The sequence below is a fragment of the Modestobacter roseus genome (assembly GCF_007994135.1).
Lineage (GTDB): Bacteria > Actinomycetota > Actinomycetes > Mycobacteriales > Geodermatophilaceae > Modestobacter > Modestobacter roseus.
The window spans coordinates 1,148,502-1,171,665 of record NZ_VLKF01000001.1 but is presented as its reverse complement, the minus strand read 5'-3'; the positions used below and the strand labels follow the sequence as shown (position 1 = coordinate 1,171,665).

The following is a 23,164-nucleotide window of genomic DNA, read 5'->3' as shown; positions in this document are numbered from 1 at the left end:
CGCGCTTCTCCAGGAGGCGCGAGCGCGGCGAGCTGCACCCGGCGCGCGTGGCGCTGGCCGGCGTCACGCGCTCTTCTCCAGCAGCCACATCAGCAACGCCTTCTGCGCGTGCAGCCGGTTCTCCGCCTCGTCCCACACCGCGCTCTGCGGGCCGTCGATGACGTCGGCGGAGATCTCCTTGCCGCGGTAGGCGGGCAGGCAGTGCAGGACGACGGCGTCGGCGGCGGCCCGGCCGAGCGCGGCCTCGTCGACGGCGTAGGGCTCGAAGGGCGCGATCCGGGCCGCGTACTCGTCCTCCTGGCCCATCGACACCCAGGTGTCGGTGACCAGCACGTCGGCACCGTCGGCGGCCGCGGCCGCATCGGCGGTCCACTGCACCGAACCACCGGTCTCCGCGGCGATCCGCGCGGCGCGCTCCAGCACCGCGGGCTCGGGCTGGAACGTCTCCGGGGAGCCGATCCGCACGTGCATCCCGGCCAGCGCACCGCCGAGCAGGTACGAGTGCGCCATGTTGTTCGCGCCGTCGCCGAGGTAGCTGAAGGTCAGGCCGGACAGCCGGCCCTTGCGTTCGGCGACGGTCTGCAGGTCGGCCAGGATCTGGCACGGGTGGTAGGCGTCGGTGAGCGCGTTGACCACCGGCACCCGGCTGATGGCGGCCATGGCCTCCAGCCGGTCCTGGCCGAAGGTCCGCCAGACGATGGCCGCGACCTGGCGGTCGAGCACCCGGGTGGTGTCCTCGACCGACTCGCCGCGGCCGAGCTGGCTGCTGCCGGCGTCCACGACCAGCGGGAACCCACCGAGCTCGGTGACGCCGACGGAGAAGCTGATCCGGGTGCGGGTGGACGGCTTGTCGAACAGCACCGCCACCGGCTTCGGCGCACCGTTGGGCGCGCGCAGCGGGGTGGGTGCCTCGGCGGTGTGCCGGCCGGCCTTGAGCTGGGCGGCGATGGCCAGCACCTCGGCCTGCTCGGCCGGGGTGAGGTCGTCGTCCTTGGTGAAGTGCCGGGTCACTGGTCGCTCTCCTGGAGTGCGGCGTCGAGGGCCGCCGGCAGGGCGGCGACGAACGCGTCGAGCTGGGCGTCGGTGACGACCAGCGGGGGCGCGAGCCGGACGGCGTCGGGTGCGACCGCGTTGGTGAGGAAGCCCGCGGCCCGGAGCCGGGCCTCGACCGCGGCGGCGACCGGCGCGGTCAGGACGACGCCCAGCAGCGCGCCCCGCCCCCGCACCCCGGCGATGCCCGGGTGGCCGAGCGCCTCGACCGCGGCGGTGACCCGGTGCTCGATCTCCTTGGCGCGTTCCAGCAGGCCCTCGTCGCGGATGGTGTCCAGCACCGCCAGTGCGGCCGCCGCCGCGATCGGGTTGCCGCCGAAGGTCGAGCCGTGCGAGCCGGCCGTCATCAGGTCGGCGGCAGCGCCGAAGGCGAGCACCGCGCCCAGCGGCAGCCCGCCGCCGATGGCCTTGGCCAGGGTGATCACGTCGGGCTGCAGGCCGTCGGCCTGGGAGGCGAACCAGTGGCCGGTGCGGCCGGTGCCGGTCTGCACCTCGTCGACGGCGAACAGGGCGCCGGCCTCGGTGGCCGCCGCGGCGGCGGCGGACAGGTAGCCGGCCGGGGCGGGCAGCACGCCGCCCTCCCCCAGCACCGGCTCGAGCAGCACCATCGCCGTCGCGTCGCCGACGGTGGCCCGCAGCGCGTCGACGTCGCCGTAGGGCACGTGCCGGACGCCGCCGGGCAACGGCGCGAAGGCCGCGGACTTCTCCGGCTGCCCGGTGAGGGCGAGGGAGCCCATGGTCCGGCCGTGGAACGCGCCCAGCGCGGTGACCACCTCCGGGCGGCCGGTCAGCCGGCTGATCTTGAAGGCGGCCTCGTTGGCCTCGGCACCGGAGTTGCAGAAGAACACCCGCCCCGGCCGGCCGGACAGCTCCAGCAGCCGCTCGGCCAGCAGCACGCCCGGCTCGTGCATGGCCAGGTTGGAGACGTGTCCCAGCAGCTGCGCCTGCGCGGTGATCGCGTGCACCACCGCGGGATGGGCGTGGCCCAGGATCGTCGTCGCGATGCCGCCGAGCAGGTCGGTGTACTCGCGGCCGTCGACGTCCCACACGGTGGCGCCGGCGCCTCGGGCGAGCGCGACCGGCGGGGTCTTGTAGTTGCCCATCATCACCGTCGACCAGCGGGTGGCCAGCTCCGCTGTCTTTGGACCCAGACCCTTCCCGCCCTCGGTCATGCTGACCCCTCCTCCGGTGTCGGTCCGGCCGGGACGACCATCGTCCCGGTGCCCTCGGTGGTGAACATCTCCAGCAGCAGGGCGTGCGGGAGCCGCCCGTCGACGACGGTGGCCCGCTTCACCCCACCCTCGACCGCCCGCAGGCAGGCGGCCATCTTCGGGATCATCCCGGCGTCCAGGGCCGGCAGGATCTCGGCCAGCTCGGTGGCGTCGATCTGCTCGACCAGGGAGTCGCGGTCGGGCCAGTTGGCGTAGAGCCCCTCGACGTCGGTGAGGACGACGAGCTTCACCGCGCCCAGCGCGACGGCGAGCGCCGCGGCGGCGGTGTCGGCGTTCACGTTGTGCACCTGGCCGTCGGCGTCGGGGGCGACGGTGGCCACGACCGGGATGTGCCCGGCCTCCAGCAGTGCGGTGACCGGGGCGGGGTCGACCGCGACGACGTCACCGACCAGCCCGACGTCGACCGGTTCGCCGTCGACGATCGCGTGGGTGCGGGCGGCGGTGAACAGGCCGCCGTCCTCCCCGGAGAGGCCGACGGCGAGCGGGCCGTGGGAGTTGATCAGCCCGACGACCTCCGGGCCGACCTGCCCGGTGAGCACCATCCGGACGACGTCGATCGTCTCCGGTGTGGTGACCCGCAGGCCGCCGCGGAACTCGCTGGCGATGCCGAGCCGGTTGAGCATGGCGCTGATCTGCGGCCCGCCACCGTGCACGACGACCGGGAGGATGCCGCAGGTCCGCAGGAAGACCATGTCCTCGGCGAAGGCCCGCCGGCAGTCCTCGTCGACCATCGCGTGGCCGCCGTACTTGATCACCACGACGTTGCCGTGGAACTCCTGCAGCCACGGCAGCGCACCGGTGAGGACGGCGACCTTGCGGGCGTCGCCCTCGGGGTCGTGGGTGCGCATCACCCGGCGGGTGCCGATCGCCCGGCGTCCGGCGGGTGAGACGTCGTCGGGGCGCACGTCCGGCGGGGTCGGGTCCTGCCGGCCGGCCACCCCGGCCGGGGAGACCTGGTCGGGGGCGAGGTCGGGCGGGGTGGGGTCCTGGGCAGGGCCCGTGGTGTCGCTGCTCATGTGGAGTAGGCCGAGTTCTCGTGCACGTAGGCGATGGACAGGTCGTTGGTCCAGATCGTGGCCTGCTCGGTGCCGGCCTTCAGGTCGACGTCGATGGTGATCTCCCGGCCGGTGAGGTCGACGCCCTCGCGCGGGTCGCCGATCGCCCCGCCCCGGCAGACGGTGACGCCGTTGATCGTGACGTCGACCTGGTCGGCCTCGAAGGCGGCGTCGGTGGTGCCGATCGCCGCCAGCACCCGCCCCCAGTTGGGGTCGTTGCCGAACAGCGCGGTCTTGAGCAGGTTGTTGCGGGCGCACGCCCGGCCGGCGGTGAGCGCGTCGCGCACCGTCGCGGCGTTCCGGACGGTGATCGCGATGTCCTTGGTGGAGCCCTCGGCGTCGGCGAGCAGCTGCATCGCCAGGTCGGTGGCCGCGGCCGTGAGCGCCGCGGTGAGCTCGGCCTCCGACGGCGTGACGCCGCTGGCGCCGTTGGCCATCGCGATGACCGTGTCGTTGGTGGACAGGCACCCGTCGGAGTCGACCCGCTCGACGCTGACGCTGGTGGCCGACGCCAGGGCCCGCTGGAGGACGGCGGGGTCGACGACGGCGTCGGTGGTGAGGACGACGAGCATGGTGGCCAGCGAGGGGGCGAGCATGCCCGCGCCCTTGGCCATCCCGCCGACGGTCCAGCCGTTCCCGGCCTGCACGGACGTCTTGGGCACGGTGTCGGTGGTCATGATCGCCCGCGCCGCCGCGGTGCCGCCGTCGGCGGAGAGCTCCCCGACGGCCGCGGTGACGCCGGGCAGCAGGCGGTCCATCGGCAGCCGCACGCCGATCAGCCCGGTCGAGGCGACCGCGACGTCGATCGCGCCGATCCCGAGCTCGGCCGCGACGTGCTCGGCGGTGGCGTGGGTGTCGCCGAAGCCCTCCGGGCCGGTGCAGGCGTTGGCCCCGCCGGAGTTGAGCACCACGGCCTTGAGCCGGCCGGTCTGCAGGACCTGGCGGCTCCACTGCACGGGCGCGGCCGGGAAGCGGTTGGTGGTGAAGACGGCGGCCGCGGCGTCGTCCGGGCCGTCGTTGACCACCAGGGCGACGTCGGGGTCGCCGGAGGACTTCAGCCCGGCGGCGACGCCGGCCGCCCGGAAGCCGGCGGGTGCGGTGACGCTCACGGCGCGACCCCCACGAGCGGGAGACCGGTGGTCTCGGGCAGGCCGAGGGCGAGGTTGGCGCACTGGAGCGCGGCGCCGGCGGTGCCCTTGGTGAGGTTGTCGACGGCGGCGACGACGACCAGCCGGCCCGCGTCGGGGTCGACGGCCAGCTGCAGCTGCACGGTGTTGGCCCCGAGGACGGCGGCGGTGGTCGGCCACTGCCCCTCGGGCAGGAGGTGCACGAACGGCTCGTCGCCGTAGGCCTTGGCGTAGGCGGCGCGGGCGGCCTCGGCGTCGGCACCGGGGGCCAGCGGCGCGGAGCAGGTGGCGAGGATGCCGCGGCTCATCGGCACCAGGGTCGGGGTGAAGCTCACGCCGACGGTCCTACCTGCCGCCTGTGACAGGTTCTGGACCATCTCCGGCGTGTGCCGGTGGACGCCGCCGACGCCGTACGCGCTGGCCGAGCCCATCACCTCGCTGCCCAGCAGGTGGGTCTTGGCCGACTTGCCGGCGCCGGAGGTGCCGGAGGCGGCGACCACCACGACGTCGGGCTCGACCAGCCCCGCGGCCAGCGCGGGGGCCATCGCCAGGGTGACCGAGGTCGGGTAGCAGCCGGGGACGGCGACTCGCCGGGCGCCGGCCAGCTGCTCCCGCTGGCCGGGGAGCTCGGGCAGCCCGTAGGGCCAGGAACCGGCGTGCTCGCCGCCGTACCAGCGCGCCCATGCGGCCGGGTCGTCGAGCCGGTGGTCGGCGCCGCAGTCGATGACCAGCACGTCCTCCGGGAGCTGGGCGGCGATCGCCGCGGACTCCCCGTGCGGCAACGCGAGGACGACGACGTCGTAGCCGGCCAGCGCGGATGCGTCGCTGGACTGCACCACCAGGTCGGCGTACGGCAGGAGGTGCGGCTGCAGCTCTCCCAGGCGTCGGCCGGCGCTGGAATTGGCGTGCACCCCGGTCAGCCGCAGCTGCGGGTGCCCGGCCAGCAGCCGGCACACCTCACCGCCCGCATAACCGGTGGCGCCGGTGACCCCGACCGTCCACGTCTGTCCGTCGCTCACGATGCATGAACATACACGTTGATGCATGGATGTGCGGCAGGTGGGTGAGCCTGCCAGACATGATCCACAGCAAGTGGCCAGGCAGGTCAGCACGTTCTGTCAGACCCCCGGTGCAGAGTGCGAGGTGTCCGGCGGTCGAGGCCGGCCAGGGGAGGACGATCACGATGACGCAGCCGCAGATGACGCAGCCGCAGACGGCCCAGGCAGAGCAGTGGACGGCGACCGGCGGGATCGACCTGGTCGAGGAGGGCGGGGTCCCGGTCCTCCGACTGCACGGCGAGGTGGACACCACCGTCGTCGAGGCGTGGGACGCCGGGGCGGCGCCCGGCTCGCGCCGCGCTGAGGCGGTGGACCTGTCCCGGACGACCTTCCTGGACTGCCGGGGGCTGCGGCTGCTGGTCCGTGAGACGGCGGCGGCCCGCCGCGCCGGCCGGCTCCCGGAGCTGCGCCGCCCCTCCTCCACCGTCCGCCGGCTCGTCGAGGCGACCGGGGCCTCCCCGCTGTTCACCCAGGTCGGCTGAGCGCCGGGCGATGAGTTGCGCGGGTCGCGCCGGTCCCACCTGCATGACACCGACGCAGACTCCGACCACCACCCTGACCTCCATCGCGACCGCGATGTTCGCGGTCTCCGACCAGGACGTCGCGCTGGCCTTCTACACCGACGTCCTGGGTTTCGAGGTCCGCGGCGACGACCGCTTCGGCGAGCGCGGTGAGCATCGTTGGCTGGAGGTCGCACCTCCCGGCTCCACCGCGCGGCTGGCCCTCAACCCGCCGATGGAGGGCACGCCCGGCGGTGGGGTGATCGGCGTGGAGAGCACCGACGTGCTCGCCGAGCACGCCCGGCTGGCGGCCCGCGGCGACCTGGACGTCGGTCCGACGCCCACCCGGGCCCCCGGCGCACCACTGCTGTTCAGCGTGAGCGACCCGGACGGCAACACCGTGTGGGTCGTCGAGGCCGAGACCGCCGGCTGACCGGCGGCGCGCCGGCCCGGGCGGGAACTGTCGGACCTCCCGGGCACGGTGGGCCCGTCGGCCGAGGGGCCGGCAGGAAGGGGCCGGCGATCATGACCTCCGGACCACAGCTCGAGCACCCGGTGGCGCTGCGCATCGAGCCCGCCACCGCCGACCGGTTCGAGGACGTGGCCACCCTGCTCGGGCCGCGCCGTCCCGACGCCGCGGCCTGCTGGTGCCTGGCGTACTGGACGACGTCGGCGGAGAACACCGCCCTCACCGGCGCGCAACGTCCGGACCGGCTGCGTGAGCTGTGCGCCGGGCCCGTCCCGCCTGGACTGCTCGCCTACCGGGACGGGGAGCCGGTCGGCTGGTGCGCGGTGGGTCCCCGGGAGGAGATGGGCCGGTTGCGGCGGTCCCGGACGATTCCGGTGGTCGACGAGCTGCCGGTGTGGAGCGTCGTCTGCTTCGTGGTCGCGCCGGGCCACCGGCGCACCGGGGTCGCCCGCGCACTGCTCGCCGGCGCCGTCGACCACGCCGCGGTGCACGGGGCGCCAGCGGTGGAGGGGTATCCGGTCGACCCGACCGGCGGCCGGATCAGCGGCTCACTGGCCTACGTCGGCACCACGGCGATGTTCGAGGCGACCGGCTTCTCGCGCGCGGTCACGACCTCGGCGCGCAGTGCCGGGTTCACCCGCTGGCTGGTGCGCCGCGACCTGACCGGTCAGCCGGTCGGGTCGTCGTCCCCGTAGCGGCGCAGCCGCAGCATCCGGGCGTCGCCCTCGGGCTGCACGGAGCGCAGCGTGTCCAGCTCGTCGGCGCCGGCGCGGACGAACCGGCCCGACCACTGGTCCAGCTCCCCGGCGGCGATCGCCGCGACCAGGTCGACGACGACCTGCGGGTCGGTCCACTCGGTGCGGCCCTCGTGGATCGACATCGCCACCGACATCGCCGTCTCGACCACCCCGGGCGAGAGGTCGAAGGCGTGCACCCCGGTGCCGGCCAGCCCGGCGTGCAGCACCTCGGTCAGCCGCATCAGGCCGGTCTTCCCCACCGAGTAGGCGCTGTACAGGTCCCGGCCGCGGGTGCTCAGCCCGCTGCCCAGGTCGATCACCCGGCCCTGGCCCCGCTCGACCATGCCCGGGACGACGGCGTGCACCAGCAGCAGCGGACCCCGCACGTGGCTCTCCACCACGCGCCACCACTCGTCGGGGTCGGCCTGCCAGACCGGCACCTCGGCGGGGTCCATCAGGCCGGCGTTGTTGACCAGCAGGTCGACCGGCCCGAGCTCGGCGGTGACCCGGGCGACGGCGGACTCGACCGCCGCGCGGTCGGTCACGTCGGCCGGGACGGCCAGCGTGCGGGCACCGGTGGCCGCGGCGACCTCGTCCATCGCGGTCTGCAGCCGGTCCGCCGAGCGGGCCAGTCCGGCGACCGCCGCGCCCCGGGCGGCCAGCCCCTGGGCCAGGTGCCGGCCGATGCCCGCCGAGGCCCCGGTGACCAGCGCGACCGTGCCGGAGAGCTCTGTGGTCCGGTTGGCGCCGGCCCCGTCCCGAGGCTCGTCGCGAGCCTGCGAGCGATGAGGAGGACGGGGTCCTTCGTCAGCCACGGAGCACCGCGCCGACCGCCTCGCCGGCCAGGGCCACCGCCCGGTCGAAGGCCGCCTTGGCCTCCTCGCCGGTCAGCGTCCGGTCCGGTGCCCGGAAGGTGAACGCGTAGGCCAGCGAGCGGTGCCCCGCGGGCACCTGCGACCCGGCGTACACGTCGAAGAGCCGCAGCTCCTCCAGCAGCTCCCCGGCGCCCTCGGCCAGCGCCCGGCGGACGTCGGCCTCCGGCTGCTCCTCGGGCACCACGAGGGCGGCGTCCATGTGCACCGGCGGGAAGGAGGACACGTGCGGGCCCACCGGCACCCCGGCGGCGGGGAGGGCGTCGACGTCCAGCTCCATCACCGAGGTGCGGGCGGGCAGCTCCAAGGCGGCGCACACCCGGGGGTGCAGCTCCCCGGCGTAGCCGACGACCCGGCCGTCGGCCACCAGCTCCGCGCAGCGCCCGGGGTGCCAGGGGGCCCGCTGCCCCGCTCGCACGGTCAGCCCGACCCCGGCGGCGTCGGCGACGGTGCGGGCGGCCTGCACGGCGTCGGCCCACCCGGCCGCGCGCCCCGGACCCCACCAGCCGCGCGGTTCACGCTGACCGGTGAGCGCGACCCCGACGTGGAAGGGCTGCGCCGGGACCGCGCCGAGCAGCGCCGCCAGGGTCGCGTCGTCCGGCCGGGTGTCGACACCGGGCACCGGTGCCGCGCCGGTCAGCCCGCCGGGGAAGACGGCTCCGTGCTCGAAGACCGACAGGTCGCGCTGACCGCGGGCGAGGTTGCGGGCCAGGGTGGCCAGCAGCCCGGGCAGCAGCGTGGTGCGCAGCGCCGGGGCCTCCTCCGACAGCGGGTTGCGCAGGGTGATCAGCGTCCGCCGCTCGTCGTCGTCCGGCAGGCCGAGCGCGTCGAGCTGGGAGACGCCCACGAACGGGTAGGACGGCGCCTCCACGTAGCCGGCGTCGGCCAGTGCCCGGCCGATGCTGCGCCGGCGGCGCTGCCCTTCGGTCAGGCCGCGCCCGGGCGGGGCGGTGGGCAGCACCGAGGGGATCTCGTCGAACCCGACGGCACGCACCACCTCCTCGACCAGGTCGGCCGGGTCGGTGAGGTCGGCACGCCAGGACGGCGGGGTGACCTGCAGCTGCTGCCCGTCGCCGTCGACCGTCGCGCCGATCGCCTGCAGCACCTCGACCACCTGGGACGGCGGGTAGGCCACCCCGGCGATCCGGCCGGGCAGGGCGGCGTCCAGCGGGATGACCGGGCGCGGCGCCCGGGTGTCCAGGTCGACCGGCGCACCGACCACGGTCGCGCCGCCGTGCTCGGCCAGCAGGCCGGCGGCCCGGGCCAGCGCGACGACGGTGACGTCGGGGTCGGTGCCGCGCTCGAAGCGCTTGGCCGCCTCGCTGGGCAGCTTGTGCCGGCGCACGCCGCGGGAGATCCCGGTGGGCTCCCAGTGCGCCGCCTCCAGCAGCACCGCGGTCGTGGTGTCGCCGATCTCGGTGGAGGCACCCCCCATCACGCCGGCCAGCCCGATCGGGCCGGAGTCGTCAGCGATGAGCAGGTCGTCGTCGGTCAGCGCCCGGACGACGCCGTCCAGGGTGGTCAGCCGCTCCCCCGCCCGTGCCCGGCGGACGGCGATCGGGCCGGTGACGGTGTCCCGGTCGAAGGCGTGCATCGGCTGGCCGAGCTCGAGCATCACGTAGTTGGTGACGTCGACCGCGAGGGAGATGCTGCGGATGCCGCACTGGGCCAGCCGGCGGCGCAGCGCCCACGGGCTCGGTGCCGCGGGGTCCAGGCCCTCCATCGCCACCATGGAGAACCGGTCGCAGCGGTGGGCGTCGGCGACGGTGACCTGCCAGGCAGGCGCACCGGACCAGGCCGGCGGGGTCAGCGCGGCGGGGTCGCGCCACTCGACGCCCAGCGCGGCGGCCAGGTCGCGGGCGATGCCACGCAGGCTCATCGCGTAGCCACGGTCGGGGGTGACCTCGAGGTCGAACACGACGTCGTCCAGCCCGAGCACGGCGTGCGCCGGGGTGCCCGGCTCCATGCCGACGGGTGCAGAGCCGTCCTGGCCGAGCACCAGGATGCCGGCGTGGTCCTCGCCGATGCCCAGCTCGCGGACCGAGCAGATCATCCCGTCGGAGACGTGGTCGTAGGTCGTCCGTGCGGCGATCGCGAAGTCACCGGGCAGCACGGCACCGGGCAGCGCCGCCACGACCAGGTCGCCGACGGCGAAGTTCCGGGCGCCGCACACGATGCCCCGTACATCCCGCCCACCAGCCCCCGGCGAGGCGTCCTCCCCGACGTCGACCTGGCAGTACCGGATCGGCTTCTTGAACCCGGTGAGCTCCTCGATCTCCAGCACCCGGCCGACGACGAGCGGGCCGGTGGTGACCGGCGGGCGCAGCACGTCCTCGACCTCGAAGCCGAGCCGGACGAAGGCGTCGTCCAGCTCCTGCACCGTGGTGCCGGCCGGGATGTCGACGTGCTCGGTCAGCCAGCTGACGGGGACCTTCATGCCTGGACTCCGAACGCAGAGGTGAACCGGACGTCGCCCTCGACGATGTCGTGCATGTCGCCGACGCCGGAGCGGAACTGCAGGGCCCGCTCGATGCCCATGCCGAAGGCGAAGCCGGTGTAGGTGTCGGGGTCGATGCCGCAGGCGCGCAGCACCCGCGGGTTCACCATCCCGCAGCCGCCCCACTCGACCCAGCGCGGGCCGTCGCGGTGCTCGGGGAACCAGACGTCGAACTCCGCCGAGGGCTCGGTGAAGGGGAAGAAGTGCGGCCGCCAGCGGGTCTGCGCGTCAGGGCCGAACAGCACCCGGGCCAGGTGGTCCAGCGTGCCGCGCAGGTGCGCCATGGTCAGCCCGCGGTCCACGGCCAGGCCCTCGACCTGGTGGAAGACCGGGGTGTGCGTCGCATCGAGCTCGTCGGTGCGGTAGACCCGCCCGGGGGCGACGACGTAGATCGGCGGGGTGCGCTCCAGCATGGTGCGGGCCTGCACCGGGCTGGTGTGGGTGCGCAGCACCAGCCCGGAGTCCTCCGGCGCGACGAAGAAGGTGTCCGCCAGCGACCGGGCCGGGTGGTCCGGTCCGGTGTTGAGCGCGTCGAAGTTCAGCCACTCCGCCTCGAGCTCCGGGCCCTCCGCGACCTCGTAGCCCATGCCGACGAAGACGTCGGCGATCCGCTCGGTCAGCGTGGTCAGCGGGTGCCGGGCGCCCCGGGGGGTGCGGTCCCAGGGCAGCGTGACGTCGACCCGCTCCTCGGCGAGCACCCGCTCGTCGCGCTCGGCCTCCAGCACGGCCAGCCGGGCGGCGTAGGCGTCGGTGACGGCGACCCGGGCGGCGTTCACCCGCTTGCCGGCGTCGGAGCGCGCCGCCGGGGGCAGCGCGCCGAGCTCGCGGCGGGCCAGCAGCACGGGCGCGCGGTCGCCCAGGTGGGCCGGGCGGACGGCGGCCAGCGCCGCCAGGTCACCGGCCCCGGCGAACGCCTCGGTGGCCGCGCGCACCGCGGCGTCGAGGGCCTCCGCGCTCAGCGCGGCGACCTGCTTGGGGTCGTAGGGGTCGTTGGCGCCAGACACGGGACGCCATTCTGCCTGGCCGGTGCCGACACGCGCCGCCGGGTTTGCCGACGGTTGCGCCGGTGAACAGTCTGGCGGGCCACGGACGCCGGTCCGGCAGGCCCGCCGACTCCAGGAGCGCTCGTGCCGCAGGACCGATCCGCCCGTCCGCCGGTCCCGATGCTCGCTGCTGCCGCGGTGACGCTCCCCGGCGCCGTCCTGGGCGCGCTGAGCTACCTGGGCACCGACACCGGACTGCCGCCCTACCTGCTCGCCGTCGTCTTCGGGACGGCGATCATCGGCGCTGCCTTCCTGCTGTCCTGGGCGGCGGAGGCGATCCAGGTCGACGTCAGCGCCGGCCTGGCGCTCGCGGTGCTGGCGCTGGTCGCGGTGCTGCCGGAGTACGCGGTGGACTTCGTCTTCACCTTCGAGGCCGGGCAGGTCTACGCGAGCGAGGGCCAGTGCGTGCCACCGGGCGGCGGGGACGGGAGCAACCCGTGCGCGCTCGCCCTGGCCAACATGACCGGCGCGAACCGGGTGCTGGTCGGCATCGGCTGGCCGCTGCTGGTGCTGGTCGCGGCGTGGTCGGCGCGCCGGCACCGGCAGGCCGGCGAGCCCGCCGCGAACCTGCCCGCCCCCGGCCGGGTGGACCTGAAGCCGACCATGTCCACCGAGGTGGTCTTCCTCGGCTTCGCGACGCTCTACTCCCTCACGCTGCCGCTGCGGACGTCGCTGACCCTGGTCGACGCGGCGGTGCTGGTGGCCGTCTTCGTCGTCTACGCCTGGCGGCTGGCGCAGGCACCGGCCGAGGACCCCGACCTGATCGGCACCTCCGAGTGGGTCGCCGGCCACGCCCGACGGCCCCGGCACGCCTGGGTCGGGGCGATGTTCGCCGCCGCCGGCGTGGTGATCCTGCTGTGCGCGGAGCACTTCGCCACCGCGCTGGTGGAGACCGGGAGCACGCTGGGGGTCGACGAGTTCGTCCTGGTGCAGTGGCTCGCGCCGCTGGCGAGCGAGTCCCCCGAGCTGATCGTCGCCTGCCTGTACGCGTGGCGGCTGAAGGCCTCGGACTCCCTGGGCACGCTGCTGTCGAGCAAGGTCAACCAGTGGACCCTGCTCGTGGGCACCATCCCGATCGTCTTCGCGGTCTCCTCGACCAGCCTGCACGGGCTGCCCCTGGACACCCAGCAGCGCCTCGAGCTGCTGCTGACCGCGGCCCAGTCGCTGTTCGCGGTGAGCCTGCTGGTGACGCTCCGGCTGACCTGGCGCGGCGCGACGACCCTGCTGGTGCTGTTCGTCGTCCAGTTCGTCGCCAGCGTCGCGCTGTCCACGGACGTCGACCGGCTGGTGATCCAGGTGCTCTCCGGCCTCTACGTGCTGCTCGCGCTCGGCCTGTTCGTCCGGCACGGCCGCCGCACCGGGCAGCTGGTCAAGGACGGCACGGTGACGCCGTTCCACCAGCTCGAGGCGGAGGACGAGGAGCAGCAGGCCGCGACCCGCTGACCGGTCACGCGGTGACGGCGGCGCCGGAGAACACCAGCGGCGCCCACCGCCGGTGGGCGCGCTTCCCGAACCCCGGGTCGACGCCGATCAGCAGCCCGCCCGCCGCGCTGACCGCGACGTGCCGGTCGGCCTGCTGCAGCCGGACCCGGTCCCGCAGCTCGGGCGCGCACAGCAGCGGCTCCCCGCGGTCGAAGACGACGACGCTGGAGTGCCCGTGCACCTGGCTGAACGGCATCCGCGCCCCGCGCGCCTCGTCCGCGACCCACGACGCGGCCAGCTCTGCCCCCGCCTCCGCCCACACCGGGCCCGCCGAGTGGTCCGGCGCCCCGCCACCGAGCATCGTCCCCGCCCGCCACAGCGTGCCCGGGTCGTCGTGCCGCAGCGCGTTCAGCGCCGCCGCGGCCTCGTCGCCGGTCGGCGGGCGGCCGAGGCGGCGGTGCAGGCCGGCCGTGAGACCGGCGTGGGTGACCAGCACCTGCCCGCCGTCGGACTCCGTGATGGCGGCGGCGGTGCGCATCCGGCCGGTGTGCCACCAGCGCCGCAGGGTGTCCTGGACGTCGCCGGGCAGCACCTCCGGCCAGTCGAAGGCAGGCGTGTCGACGTACTGGCCCTCGTGGTTGCCGACCAGCTGGTGCCACTGGTCCGGCTGGTCGGTGAGCGCCCGGTCGACCAGCGCGACCACCCCGGCGGAGTCGGGACCGCGGTGCACCAGGTCGCCGACCTGGACGACCTGCAGGTCCGCCGGCAGCCGACCGCTGCGGGGATCGGCACCGAGGGCGACCAGCGCCGCGCGCAGCTGCGCCGAGTGCCCACCGACGTCCCCGATGACCGCGACGCGTCCCACTCGGCTCAGCCCTGGGCGAGCTGGGTGGTGTACAGGCAGATGGCCGCGGCGACGGAGAGGTTGAGGCTCTCCGCCCGACCGCGCATCGGCACCCGCACCCGGGCGTCGGCCAGCGCCGCCAGCGCCGGGTCGAGCCCGCGGGCCTCGTTGCCGAACAGCCACAGCACCGGGGCGGCGAGCAGGCCCTCGCCGGCGGCGGCGTCCAGGGGCACCTCTCCCCCGCCGTCGGCGGCCAGCACGGTGACCCCGGCGGCCTGCAGGTCGGCGACGAGCTCTCCCAGCGGGGCGCTCCGCACGACGTCGACGTGGAAGAGGCTGCCGGCGCTGCTGCGCACGACCTTGCCGTGGTAGGGGTCGGTGGAGCCGGCACCGAAGACGACGGTGCCCGCGCCGCAGGCGTCGGCGGTGCGCAGCACGGTGCCGGCGTTGCCCGGGTCGTTCAGCTCGGCGAGCGCCACGGACAGGCGCGGCGGGTCGGTCACCAGCGTTCCGGCGGGCACGTCGCGCAGCCGGCAGACGGCGACGAGCCCCTGCGGGGTGACCGTCTCCGACAGCGACGCCGCGGCCTTGTCGGTGACCAGCCGCACCGGCACCCGGGTGGCGGCCAGCAGGTCGCGGTGCGCGGCCGCGGCAGCCTCGGTAACGAACACCACGCGGACGGCGTCCGGGTCCGTACCGGCCTCGGCCAGCGCCTCGCTGACCGCCTGCCGCCCCTCGGCCAGGAAGGCGCCGGCGTCGTCCCGGCCGCTGCGGCGGGTGAGCTTGCGGGCAGCCGCGACCCGCGCGGACCGCTCGGTCAGCAGTTCGGGCACGGGGCGGGTCCTCTCGAGGGCGGACGGACGACGACGCCGCCGTGTGCGGGTCCGGGGACCCGCGCACGGCGGCGTCGGATGGTGCTCGTGCTGCTGCGGATCAGGCAGCGGTGGCGGCGCCGGTCGCCTCGGGGTTCGCGGCGAGCGCGGCCCGGGCGGACTCCACCAGTGCCGTGAAGGCCGCGGGCTCGGCGACGGCGAGCTCGGCCAGGACGCGGCGGTCCAGCTCGATGCCGGCGAGCTTGAGGCCCTGCATGAACCGGTTGTAGGTCATGTCGTTCTGGCGCGCCGCCGCGTTGATCCGGGTGATCCACAGCTTGCGGAAGTCACCCTTGCGGACCTTGCGGTCGCGGTAGTTGTAGGTGGCCGAGTGGAGGATCTGCTCCTTGGCCTTGCGGTACAGCCGCGACCGCTGGCCGCGGTAGCCGCTGGCCGCCTCGAGGGTCGTGCGACGCTTCTTCTGGGCGTTGACCGCCCGCTTCACGCGTGCCACGTGAGAGCTCCGTTCTGCTCGTCAGGAAAGGGGCGGTCAGAGACCGAGGAGCTTCTTCATCCGGGGGGTGTCGGCCTTGGACAGCACCCCGGTGCCGCTGATGCGACGCTTGCGGGAGGAGGACTTCGCCTCGAACTTGTGCTGGTTGTTCGTGTGCTCACCCACCAGCTTCCCGCTGCCCGTCACGCGGATGCGCTTGGCCGTGCCCTTGTGCGTCTTGTTCTTCGGCATCTCTGCGTCCTGTTCGTGTCTGCCCGGCGCCGGGCAGCGGCTGCTGCCCGGCGCGGGTGCGTCGGTGTCGTGCCGGGCCTGAATCAGGCCGGGGGCGCCTGCTCCGCGGTCGCGTCGTTGGCCGCCTGCTTCTCCTGCTTGGCGGACCGCCGCGCCGCGTCCGTCGCCGCCTGGTTCCGGTGCGGTGCGATCACCATGACCATGTTCCGGCCGTCCTGCTTGGGGTTGGACTCCACCACCCCGAGGTCGGCGACGTCGCCGGCCAGCCGCTGCAGCAGCTTGTAGCCCATCTCCGGGCGGGACTGCTCGCGACCGCGGAACATCACGGTGATCTTGACCTTGTCGCCGCCCTTGAGGAAGCGCTCGACGTGGCCCTTCTTGGTCTCGTAGTCGTGCGGGTCGATCTTCAGGCGCAGCCGCATCTCCTTGATGACGGTGAGCGCCTGGTTGCGCCGGGCCTCGCGGGCCTTCTGCGCGGTCTCGTACTTGAACTTGCCGTAGTCCATGAGCTTGACGACGGGCGGACGCGCCATGGGCGCGACCTCGACGAGGTCGAGCTCGCTGTCCTGCGCGAGGCGCAGCGCCTCGCCGATCGACACGACGCCGACCTGCTCGCCCTCGGGACCGACCAGGCGGACCTCGGGGACGCGGATACGGTCGTTGATGCGGGGCTCGGTGATGGCCTCTCCTCTGCTGCTGCGGTGAGGAGTTCGCTGGCCCACCCGGCGCCGGACGACAAAGGCCCCGTGAGCTGCTGCTCACGGGGCCCACTCGCCGGTCGCCACACGGAGCACCCCGGGGCGGGGGTGCTCGTGCGGTTCACGCAGGTCGACAGGGCCGGCCTGCGTGATCCGGGGACCTGGGTGCCTGTGACGGCGCCAGGTGGGAGCGGGCTCCTCTTCGGTCAGTGGCCGGGATGCGGGATCTCGGCCACCTGTGGTTCACGCGCCTCGATGTAGCGGGGGGAGGCACGCCCACAGTACAGCGTCGCCACCCCGGCCGTCATTCCCAGGGGTACAGCAGGTCGGGAGCCGGTGTCGCGGTGCGCTCCTGGTGGGCGGCGAGCAGCGCCCGCAGCCCCCGGACGGCGGCGACGGCCCGCACCCCGTCGGTGGCCTGGACGGCGGTGACCGCCAGCTCGTCACCGTTGCTGAGCAGCAGGCTGGCCCAGGGCGAGTGCTCGTCGAACCGGACGGCCCGCACCGCCTCCCAGGGCAGCTGGTGCTCGACGAGCATGTTGCGCACCCGGATCCCGTCGGCGTCGGCCTGCACCCGGGAACGGCCCAGCACCAGCACCCCGGCAGCGAGTGCGACTCCGAGCCCGACCATGGCGAACTGGTCGGAGGTGCGGAAGGCGACGACCCCGGTCGAGGACTCCTTGAGCAGGACGGCGACCACGATCATGACCGCGAGCAGGCCGGACGCGGCGAGGGCGGTCACCACCCGCAGCCGGCGGGGGACGGCGGTGACCGGCGGGGACGCGGCGACGGTCTCGGAGGTGTCGGGCCCGGAGGTGTCGGGCTCGGCGGTGTCGGGCCCGGGGGTGTCGGGCTCGGAGGTGTCGGGCTCGGGGGTGTCGGACACGGCTCCATCCTGCACCGCCGGGAGGTCCTCGCGCCGCGCCCGTGCGACACCGGTGGGGTGCCGCGTCACACGGATGGAACACCGACCCCGCACCATGGGGGTGTGACCGAGAGCCCGCTCGACCACCCGATGGACGACGCCGTGGTGGAGGAGCTGCTCCCGCTGGCCGGTTACACGGTGGCGGTGACCGCGGCCCGGCGCAGCGAGGAGCTCGGCGCGCTGCTGGACCGCCGAGGCGCCCGGGTGGTCTACGCCCCGGCGATCCGGATCGTGCCGCTGTCCGACGACGCGGACCTGGTCTCGGCCACCCAGGACGTGCTGGCCCGGCCGGTCGACCTCGTCGTGGCGACCACGGGGGTGGGCTTCCGCGGGTGGCTGGAGGCCGCCGACGCCTGGGACCTGCCGCTGCGCGAGCACCTGCTGGGCGCCCGGGTGCTGGCCCGCGGCCCGAAGGCCCGCGGCGCCATCCGCGGCGCCGGGCTGGTCGACGCCTGGTCCCCCGAGTCCGAGAGCTCCGCCGAGGTGCTCTCGCACCTGCTGTCCGGCGCCGAGGGCCCGCTGCCGGGACGCCGGATCGCCGTCCAGCTGCACGGCGACCCGCTGCCCGAGCTCGTGGCCGGCCTGGAACGGGCCGGCGCCGAGGTGGTGCGGGTGCCGGTCTACCGGTGGGTGCTGCCGGAGGACACCGCCCCGCTGCGCCGGCTGGTCACCGCGATCGCCGCTCGCGGGGTCGACGCCGTCACCTTCACCAGCGCGCCGGCCGCGGCCAGCCTGCTGCAGGTCTCCGCCGACGAGGGCGTCCGCGCCGGGGTGCTCGCCGCGTTCGCCGACGCGGTCCTGCCGGTCGCCGTCGGCCCGGTGACCGCCGGGCCGCTCGAGGCCGCCGGCATCCGCTCGGTGCAGCCCACCCGGGCCCGGCTCGGGGCGCTGGCCCGGGAGGTCGTCGCCCAGCTGCCGGCCCGGCACCCGGTGCTCACCTCCGGGGCCCACACCCTCCAGGTGCGGGGGCACGCCGCCGTCCTCGACGGCCGGCTGGTCGAGCTGCCCCCGGGGCCGATGGCGGTGCTGCGGGCGCTGGCCCGCCGGCCCGGGGTCGTCGTCTCCCGCCCCGACCTGCTCGCCGAGCTGTCCGGTGGGGGCGACGCGCACGCGGTGGAGATGGCGGTGACCCGGCTGCGCGCGGCGCTGGCAGCGCCGGTGGTCGAGACAGTGGTGAAGCGCGGGTACCGCCTGGCGGTCTGACGAAGGGCCCTCCTGCCCCCCGACGCTCGCGAGCTCGCGCCGGGCCCCTGCAGGAGGGCCGCACGGCACCTCACAGCGGGCACCCAGGCGGTGTGCGGTGACTGTTCCGCAGCGGTCACCGGACCGCGCCGGTGCGGAAACGCCCCGTTCCTAGCGTTCCTCGCATCCCGACCGAGGCGGCTGCCGACCGCCCGTCCTGCGAGGAGCGCGATCACCCTGATGACCCCGATCCTGTCCAAGTCCGACGCCGCCGACCTGGTCGTCGCCGCGCGGATCCGCCGGGGGCTCACCTGGGCCCAGCTCGCCGAGGAGATCGGCGCACCGGTCGTGTGGACCACCGCTGCACTGCTGGGGCAGCACCCGATGAGCAAGCACCAGGCCGAGCTCGCCGCCAAGCTGCTCGGCCTGGACGAGACCGTGGCGGAGAGCCTGCAGCTGCAGCCCTCCCGCGGCACCGATCCCGCCCGGATGGCCGACCCGACGATCTACCGGCTCACCGAGGCGCTGTCGGTCTACGGCCCGGCGCTCAAGGAGCTGATCCACGAGGAGTTCGGCGACGGGATCATGAGCGCGATCAACTTCAACGTCGACGTCGCGCGCCGTCCCCACCCCGACGGTGACCGGGTGGTCATCACCCTCGACGGCAAGTTCCTGGACTACCGCTGGTGACCCCGGCGCGCTGAGCGCGCCCGCTGCACCCGTCCTCCCCGCACCCGTCCAACGAGGAGCACCCGCATGTCCTACGTGGCGCCCAAGGACTTCGTCACCAAGATGATCGACGCCGGCGAGGCCAAGGTCTTCATGGCCACCCGCGACACCCTGATCCGCGCCTTCATGGCCGGGGCGATCCTCGCCCTGGCCGCCGCCTTCGCGGTCACCGTCACCGTGCAGACCGGCCAGCCGATCGTCGGCGCCCTGCTGTTCCCGGTCGGCTTCTGCCTGCTCTACCTGCTCGGGTTCGACCTGCTCACCGGCGTCTTCACGCTGGTGCCGCTGGCCCTGTTCGACAAGCGGCCCGGGGTGACCGTCCGCGGCATGCTGCGCAACTGGGGCCTGGTCTTCACCGGCAACTTCGCCGGCGCGTTCACCGTCGCGGTGATCATGGCGGTGATCTTCACCTACGGCTTCGCGATGCCCCCGAACGAGGTCGGCCAGGCCATCGGCACGATCGGTGAGGGCCGGACCGTCGGCTACGCCGAGTACGGCGCCGCCGGGATGCTGACGCTGTTCCTGCGCGGCGTGCTGTGCAACTGGATGGTCTCCACCGGCGTCGTCGCCGCGATGATGTCGACCTCGGTCTCCGGCAAAGTGATCGCGATGTGGATGCCCATCCTGCTGTTCTTCTACATGGGCTTCGAGCACTCGATCGTCAACATGTTCCTGTTCCCCTCGGGGCTGCTGCTGGGCGGGGACTTCTCGATCGGCGACTACCTGGTCTGGAACGAGATCCCGACCGTCGTCGGCAACCTGGTGGGCGGGCTGGCCTTCGTCGGGCTCACCCTCTACGCCACGCACGCCCGCACCGGCGCCAGCCGCAAGCCGCTGCTGACCAGCGACCTCCCCCCGGACGCGGCCGTGCCGGCCGACACCACGCCCGTCGGGATGCAGTGATCGTCCCCGACGGAACCCGCTGACCCCTGCTCCGCCTGGTGAGGGCGGTCCACCCGACCCGGGTGGGCCGCCCTCCGCCGTGTGTCCCGAGGGTTCAGCGCCAGCGGAAGAGGTCGCGCAGCAGCGCGATCTCGGCTCCGTGGTGGGCCAGCTCGTCGGTGGCGTGCACCAGCAGGTCGGCCCAGGACGCTTCCCCGAACGGCCCCCAGGCCGGGCCCAACGGCTGCCAGATCCCGTCCTCCCCCAGGTCGGTCATCGCCGTCCGGAAGGCCGTCGCCGCCGCGGCCAGCTCGACCAGCGCCGGTGCGGCCGCGCCGTGCCAGCCCCGGCCGCGGTCGGGTAGCGGCCGGCCGGCCGGGGAACGGCTCAGGTAGTCGGCCAGGCAGTCCGCGGCGAGGTGCCAGGTGCGCCAGGCGATGGTCGTGACCGGCGCGGGGTCCGGATCGGGGACCGCCCCGTCGGCCAGCCACTCCCCCGTGTCGCCGGGACGGACGCTCCAGGCAGACCGGACCGGCTCCCAGAGGTACTCCTCGTCGGTCAGCCCGCCGACCCGGGCGGCCAGCCGTTCCCAGGCGTCGTCGTACCCGCGCAGCAACACCGGCAGCACCGCTCGTCCCGTCATGCGCGCACCGTAGGGCGGTGGTGTGACAGGACCGGGCGTTCCCCGGCGGGTGCTCACGACCACCGAGGCGGCGGCGTGCGGCACATGTTCCGCCCCGGTGACCTGACCGCGTCCGGACGGAAACGGCCGGTTCCTAGCGTCAGCCGCACTCGCCGCAGCGCCGCCGCGGGCCGCCAGCTGCCCACCGGTTCCACCAGGGGATGACGCCATGACAGACACCCAGCTCGACCGCGCCGGCGTCGCCGTCGCACCCACCCCGGCCCCGCCGGCCGGCAACGGGCCGGTCGCCCGGGTCGGTGGCCGCTGGATCGACCACTACGACCCGGAGGACCCCGCCTTCTGGGCCTCTCCGCAGGGCAAGCCGGTCGCCCGGCGCAACCTCGTCTGGTCGGTGTTCGCGGAGAACATCGGGTTCAGCGTCTGGCAGCTGTTCAGCGTCTCCACGGCCGTGCTCGCCTCGATCGGCTACGGGTTCACCAGCAACCAGCTGTTCTGGCTGGTCGCCACGGCCGGGCTGGTCGGGGCGATCATGCGGGTGCCCTACACGTTCATGCCAGCGCTGTTCGGCGGCCGGAACTGGACGGTGGTCAGCGCCGCGCTGCTGCTGCTGCCGGTGACGCTGCTCGTCGTCGCCGCGACCACCGACCAGCCCTACTGGTTCTGGGTGCTGACCGCGATCACCTGCGGGTTCGGCGGCGGCAACTTCGCCTCGTCGATGGCCAACATCTCCTTCTTCTACCCGGACAAGGAGAAGGGCTTCGCGCTCGGGCTGAACGCCGCCGGCGGGAACATCGGCGTCGCGATCATCCAGCTGGTGGGCCCGCTGGCCGCCGGGGCCGGGGCGCTCGCCGTCGTCGGCGGGGTCACCGGCACCACCGAGGACGGCGCGGACCGCTACGTGCAGAACGTGGCGCTGATCTGGGTGCCGTTCATCCTGCTGGCGATGGCCGGCGCCTGGTTCGGCATGCACAACCTCTCCGGCGCCAAGGCCAACATCGGCGCCCAGGCCGCGATCACCCGGCGCAAGCAGACCTGGATCATGTCCTTCCTGTACATCGGCGCCTTCGGCTCGTTCATCGGCTTCTCCGGCGCCTTCCCGCTGGTGCTGGCCAACGAGTTCGCCGCGAACACCTACCAGTACGCGTTCCTCGGGCCGCTGGTCGGCTCGCTCACCCGGCCGCTGGGCGGGCTGCTCGCCGACCGGGTGGGCGGGGCGCGGGTGACCGTGGTGACCTTCGTCGGCCAGGCCCTGGCCATCGGGGTGGCGATCGCCTTCGTGAACGCCGGCAGCTTCGCCGGGTTCCTGCTCAGCTTCCTGGTGCTGTTCGGGATCGTCGGCATGACCAACGGCTCCACCTACCGGATGATCCCGATCATCTACCGCGCCGAGGCGGCCGCCGCCAGCACCGGCGAGACCCCGGCGCAGACGATGTACCGGGCCCGGCGGGACACTGCCGCCGCGGTCGGCATCATCTCCGCCGTCGGCGCGCTGGGCGCGGTCTTCATCCCGCGGATCATCTCCGAGTCCTACAGCGCGACCGGCGGGGTCGGGACGGCGCTGGGCGCCTTCTGCGCCTTCTACGTGGCCTGCGTGGCGGTGACCTGGTTCGTCTACCTGCGCCGCGGCACGCTGATGCAGCAGGCCGGCGTGTGACCCGCCGCGGGGCGGCCGTTCCCCCAGGAGGTCCCCGGCTGCCCCGCGGTGGGGAGGCGGCCGCCGTCGGCAGGTGCGCCGGCGGCACCCAGCCGCCATGATCACCGCGTGAGGGACTCCCTGGACGGCGAGACGCCGCCGGCACGGTCGCTGGTCGAGACCGGCGAGCTGGTGGCCGGGTCGATGAGCCGCACGGTGGCCGAGCTGCTGTTCGGCGACGGACCGGGCGCCGTCCGCCTGGACGACCGGCTGGCCGCCTGCCTGCGCGACGCGGCCACCGGCGCGGCCGACCTGCCGCTGCTCTGGGAGCGGGCCCGCGCCGGCGCCGCCCTCGCCTTCGCCGCCGAGCTCTCGGTCACCCGCGGGCAGCAGGGCCGGCACGTGCGGCGGGACGGCTTCTTCGCGGCCACCGTCGCGACCCGGTCGGCCGCCGAACGGCTGGCGGAGTCGGTGGTGCAGGCCGCCCGCCGCACACCCGAGGAGCGGCAGGTGCGGCACCTGGGCTACCTGCTGGCCGAGACCGCCGTCTCCCCCGACGTCGACCCGGCGCTCGCCACCCGGGCGCTGCAGCTGGCCGAGTCCTGCAGCTGGCGGCAGCTGGTGTTCCTCGCCGCGGTCGGCCGGCGGGACCGCACGCCGCTGCCGACCGGGGCGCTCGAGGACGAGCCGCGCGCCTGGACGGCGTGGGGCGCCCGCGAGGACGTCGCCGACCTGCAGCGCGCCGGGCTCCTCGACCCCGCGCCCGCCGTCGCCCGGCCGGGGGCGGTGCGGCCGCGGCTGCGCCCCGCGGACCTGCGGCTGACCCGTCGCGGCGTGCTGGTGCACCGGCTGCTCGCGCTGGACTTCGTCCGGGACGACGACGTCGCCACCGCCCTCGCGGACCTGGACCTCCCGCCCGCCTGACGAAGGACCCCCGCGCGTGGCTTTGATCAGGTGCCCTGATCGAAGCCCTTCCCCCTGCACCGACGTTGGTGCGGGAGGACGCCCG

The 23,164-nt window shown here is 74.8% G+C and carries 24 protein-coding genes; 9 read left to right on the top strand and 15 right to left on the bottom strand.

Annotated elements, in window-relative coordinates; genetic code table 11:
- Positions 1-63: 63 nt before the first annotated feature.
- The 5 genes from argF to argC are packed head-to-tail and all read right to left on the bottom strand — an operon-like array spanning position 64 to position 5,483.
- Positions 64-1,011, bottom strand: a complete 948-nt coding sequence (argF, locus tag JD78_RS05640; protein WP_153362120.1) for an ornithine carbamoyltransferase — start codon at positions 1,009-1,011, stop codon at positions 64-66.
- Positions 1,008-2,222, bottom strand: a complete 1,215-nt coding sequence (locus JD78_RS05635) for an acetylornithine transaminase (RefSeq protein ID WP_153362121.1) — start codon at positions 2,220-2,222, stop codon at positions 1,008-1,010. Before JD78_RS05635 ends, argF begins: the two co-directional genes overlap by 4 nt.
- Positions 2,219-3,298: an acetylglutamate kinase gene (argB, locus tag JD78_RS05630; RefSeq protein ID WP_228395389.1), complete on the bottom strand. Its 1,080-nt coding sequence runs from the start codon at positions 3,296-3,298 to the stop codon at positions 2,219-2,221. Before argB ends, JD78_RS05635 begins: the two co-directional genes overlap by 4 nt.
- Positions 3,295-4,446 (bottom strand): bifunctional glutamate N-acetyltransferase/amino-acid acetyltransferase ArgJ, encoded by a 1,152-nt coding sequence (gene argJ / locus JD78_RS05625; protein WP_153362122.1) that lies wholly within the window; start codon positions 4,444-4,446, stop codon positions 3,295-3,297. Before argJ ends, argB begins: the two co-directional genes overlap by 4 nt.
- On the bottom strand, positions 4,443-5,483 hold the full coding sequence (gene argC, locus JD78_RS05620) for an N-acetyl-gamma-glutamyl-phosphate reductase (RefSeq protein ID WP_228395390.1): 1,041 nt from the start codon (positions 5,481-5,483) through the stop codon (positions 4,443-4,445). The genes argJ and argC overlap by 4 nt, the downstream gene beginning before the upstream one ends.
- Before the next feature lie 164 nt (positions 5,484-5,647).
- Here argC and JD78_RS05615 point away from each other — a divergent pair, with 164 nt between their 5' ends.
- The 3 genes from JD78_RS05615 (at position 5,648) to JD78_RS05605 (ending at position 7,186) form a co-directional block, all read left to right on the top strand.
- On the top strand, positions 5,648-6,004 hold the full coding sequence (locus JD78_RS05615; RefSeq protein ID WP_166521022.1) for an STAS domain-containing protein: 357 nt from the start codon (positions 5,648-5,650) through the stop codon (positions 6,002-6,004).
- A 43-nt stretch (positions 6,005-6,047) separates the two neighbouring features.
- Entirely contained in the window at positions 6,048-6,455 is a 408-nt protein-coding gene (locus JD78_RS05610) for a VOC family protein (RefSeq protein ID WP_153362125.1), read from the top strand.
- 92 nt (positions 6,456-6,547) lie between these two features.
- Positions 6,548-7,186, top strand: coding sequence for a GNAT family N-acetyltransferase (locus JD78_RS05605; RefSeq protein WP_228395391.1), 639 nt, complete (start codon positions 6,548-6,550; stop codon positions 7,184-7,186).
- Here JD78_RS05605 and JD78_RS05600 read toward each other — a convergent pair.
- Genes JD78_RS05600 through pheS form a run of 3 tightly spaced genes read right to left on the bottom strand, consistent with a single transcriptional unit; the run spans position 7,159 to position 11,601 of the window.
- Positions 7,159-8,043, bottom strand: a complete 885-nt coding sequence (locus JD78_RS05600; protein ID WP_153362126.1) for an SDR family oxidoreductase — start codon at positions 8,041-8,043, stop codon at positions 7,159-7,161. The two genes, JD78_RS05605 and JD78_RS05600, sit on opposite strands and share 28 nt — an antisense overlap.
- Entirely contained in the window at positions 8,036-10,537 is a 2,502-nt protein-coding gene (gene pheT, locus JD78_RS05595; protein WP_153362127.1) for a phenylalanine--tRNA ligase subunit beta, read from the bottom strand. Before pheT ends, JD78_RS05600 begins: the two co-directional genes overlap by 8 nt.
- A complete protein-coding gene (gene pheS, locus JD78_RS05590) occupies positions 10,534-11,601 on the bottom strand; it encodes a phenylalanine--tRNA ligase subunit alpha (RefSeq protein WP_153362128.1) in 1,068 nt (355 codons plus the stop codon). The genes pheT and pheS overlap by 4 nt, the downstream gene beginning before the upstream one ends.
- A gap of 123 nt (positions 11,602-11,724) precedes the next feature.
- On the opposite strand from pheS, the gene JD78_RS05585 reads away from it, so the two are divergent.
- A complete protein-coding gene (locus tag JD78_RS05585) occupies positions 11,725-13,083 on the top strand; it encodes a sodium/calcium exchanger protein (protein ID WP_208103992.1) in 1,359 nt (452 codons plus the stop codon).
- 4 nt (positions 13,084-13,087) lie between these two features.
- On the opposite strand, the gene JD78_RS05580 is transcribed toward JD78_RS05585, so the two are convergent.
- The 6 genes from JD78_RS05580 to JD78_RS05555 form a co-directional block, all read right to left on the bottom strand.
- Positions 13,088-13,927 (bottom strand): metallophosphoesterase, encoded by an 840-nt coding sequence (locus tag JD78_RS05580; protein ID WP_166521021.1) that lies wholly within the window; start codon positions 13,925-13,927, stop codon positions 13,088-13,090.
- 5 nt (positions 13,928-13,932) lie between these two features.
- Positions 13,933-14,739, bottom strand: a complete 807-nt coding sequence (locus JD78_RS05575) for a TrmH family RNA methyltransferase (RefSeq protein WP_153362130.1) — start codon at positions 14,737-14,739, stop codon at positions 13,933-13,935.
- A gap of 100 nt (positions 14,740-14,839) precedes the next feature.
- Positions 14,840-15,232 carry a 50S ribosomal protein L20 gene (gene rplT / locus JD78_RS05570; protein WP_153362131.1) on the bottom strand — a complete coding sequence of 131 codons (393 nt, stop codon included), beginning with the start codon at positions 15,230-15,232 and terminating at the stop codon, positions 14,840-14,842.
- A 36-nt stretch (positions 15,233-15,268) separates the two neighbouring features.
- The gene (gene rpmI, locus JD78_RS05565) at positions 15,269-15,463 is read right to left on the bottom strand and encodes a 50S ribosomal protein L35 (protein WP_153362132.1); all 195 of its coding nucleotides are present in this window, start codon (positions 15,461-15,463) and stop codon (positions 15,269-15,271) included.
- A gap of 83 nt (positions 15,464-15,546) precedes the next feature.
- Positions 15,547-16,185, bottom strand: coding sequence for a translation initiation factor IF-3 (gene infC / locus JD78_RS05560; protein ID WP_153362133.1), 639 nt, complete (start codon positions 16,183-16,185; stop codon positions 15,547-15,549).
- 280 nt (positions 16,186-16,465) lie between these two features.
- Positions 16,466-17,047 carry a PH domain-containing protein gene (locus JD78_RS05555; protein WP_228395394.1) on the bottom strand — a complete coding sequence of 194 codons (582 nt, stop codon included), beginning with the start codon at positions 17,045-17,047 and terminating at the stop codon, positions 16,466-16,468.
- 102 nt (positions 17,048-17,149) lie between these two features.
- On the opposite strand from JD78_RS05555, the gene JD78_RS05550 reads away from it, so the two are divergent.
- The 3 genes from JD78_RS05550 (at position 17,150) to JD78_RS05540 (ending at position 19,900) form a co-directional block, all read left to right on the top strand.
- On the top strand, positions 17,150-18,289 hold the full coding sequence (locus JD78_RS05550; RefSeq protein ID WP_228395395.1) for a uroporphyrinogen-III synthase: 1,140 nt from the start codon (positions 17,150-17,152) through the stop codon (positions 18,287-18,289).
- 219 nt (positions 18,290-18,508) lie between these two features.
- Positions 18,509-18,958: a cyanase gene (gene cynS / locus JD78_RS05545; protein ID WP_153362134.1), complete on the top strand. Its 450-nt coding sequence runs from the start codon at positions 18,509-18,511 to the stop codon at positions 18,956-18,958.
- 66 nt (positions 18,959-19,024) lie between these two features.
- Positions 19,025-19,900 carry a formate/nitrite transporter family protein gene (locus JD78_RS05540; RefSeq protein WP_166521020.1) on the top strand — a complete coding sequence of 292 codons (876 nt, stop codon included), beginning with the start codon at positions 19,025-19,027 and terminating at the stop codon, positions 19,898-19,900.
- A 94-nt stretch (positions 19,901-19,994) separates the two neighbouring features.
- Here JD78_RS05540 and JD78_RS05535 read toward each other — a convergent pair whose 3' ends face one another.
- Positions 19,995-20,522 carry a DinB family protein gene (locus tag JD78_RS05535; protein ID WP_166521019.1) on the bottom strand — a complete coding sequence of 176 codons (528 nt, stop codon included), beginning with the start codon at positions 20,520-20,522 and terminating at the stop codon, positions 19,995-19,997.
- Between the two features lie 208 nt (positions 20,523-20,730).
- On the opposite strand from JD78_RS05535, the gene JD78_RS05530 reads away from it, so the two are divergent.
- Together JD78_RS05530 and JD78_RS05525 are read left to right on the top strand one after the other, a co-directional pair.
- Positions 20,731-22,176: an MFS transporter gene (locus tag JD78_RS05530; protein ID WP_166521018.1), complete on the top strand. Its 1,446-nt coding sequence runs from the start codon at positions 20,731-20,733 to the stop codon at positions 22,174-22,176.
- Positions 22,177-22,284: 108 nt separating this feature from the next.
- Positions 22,285-23,079: a hypothetical protein gene (locus JD78_RS05525; protein ID WP_166521017.1), complete on the top strand. Its 795-nt coding sequence runs from the start codon at positions 22,285-22,287 to the stop codon at positions 23,077-23,079.
- Positions 23,080-23,164 lie beyond the last annotated feature (85 nt).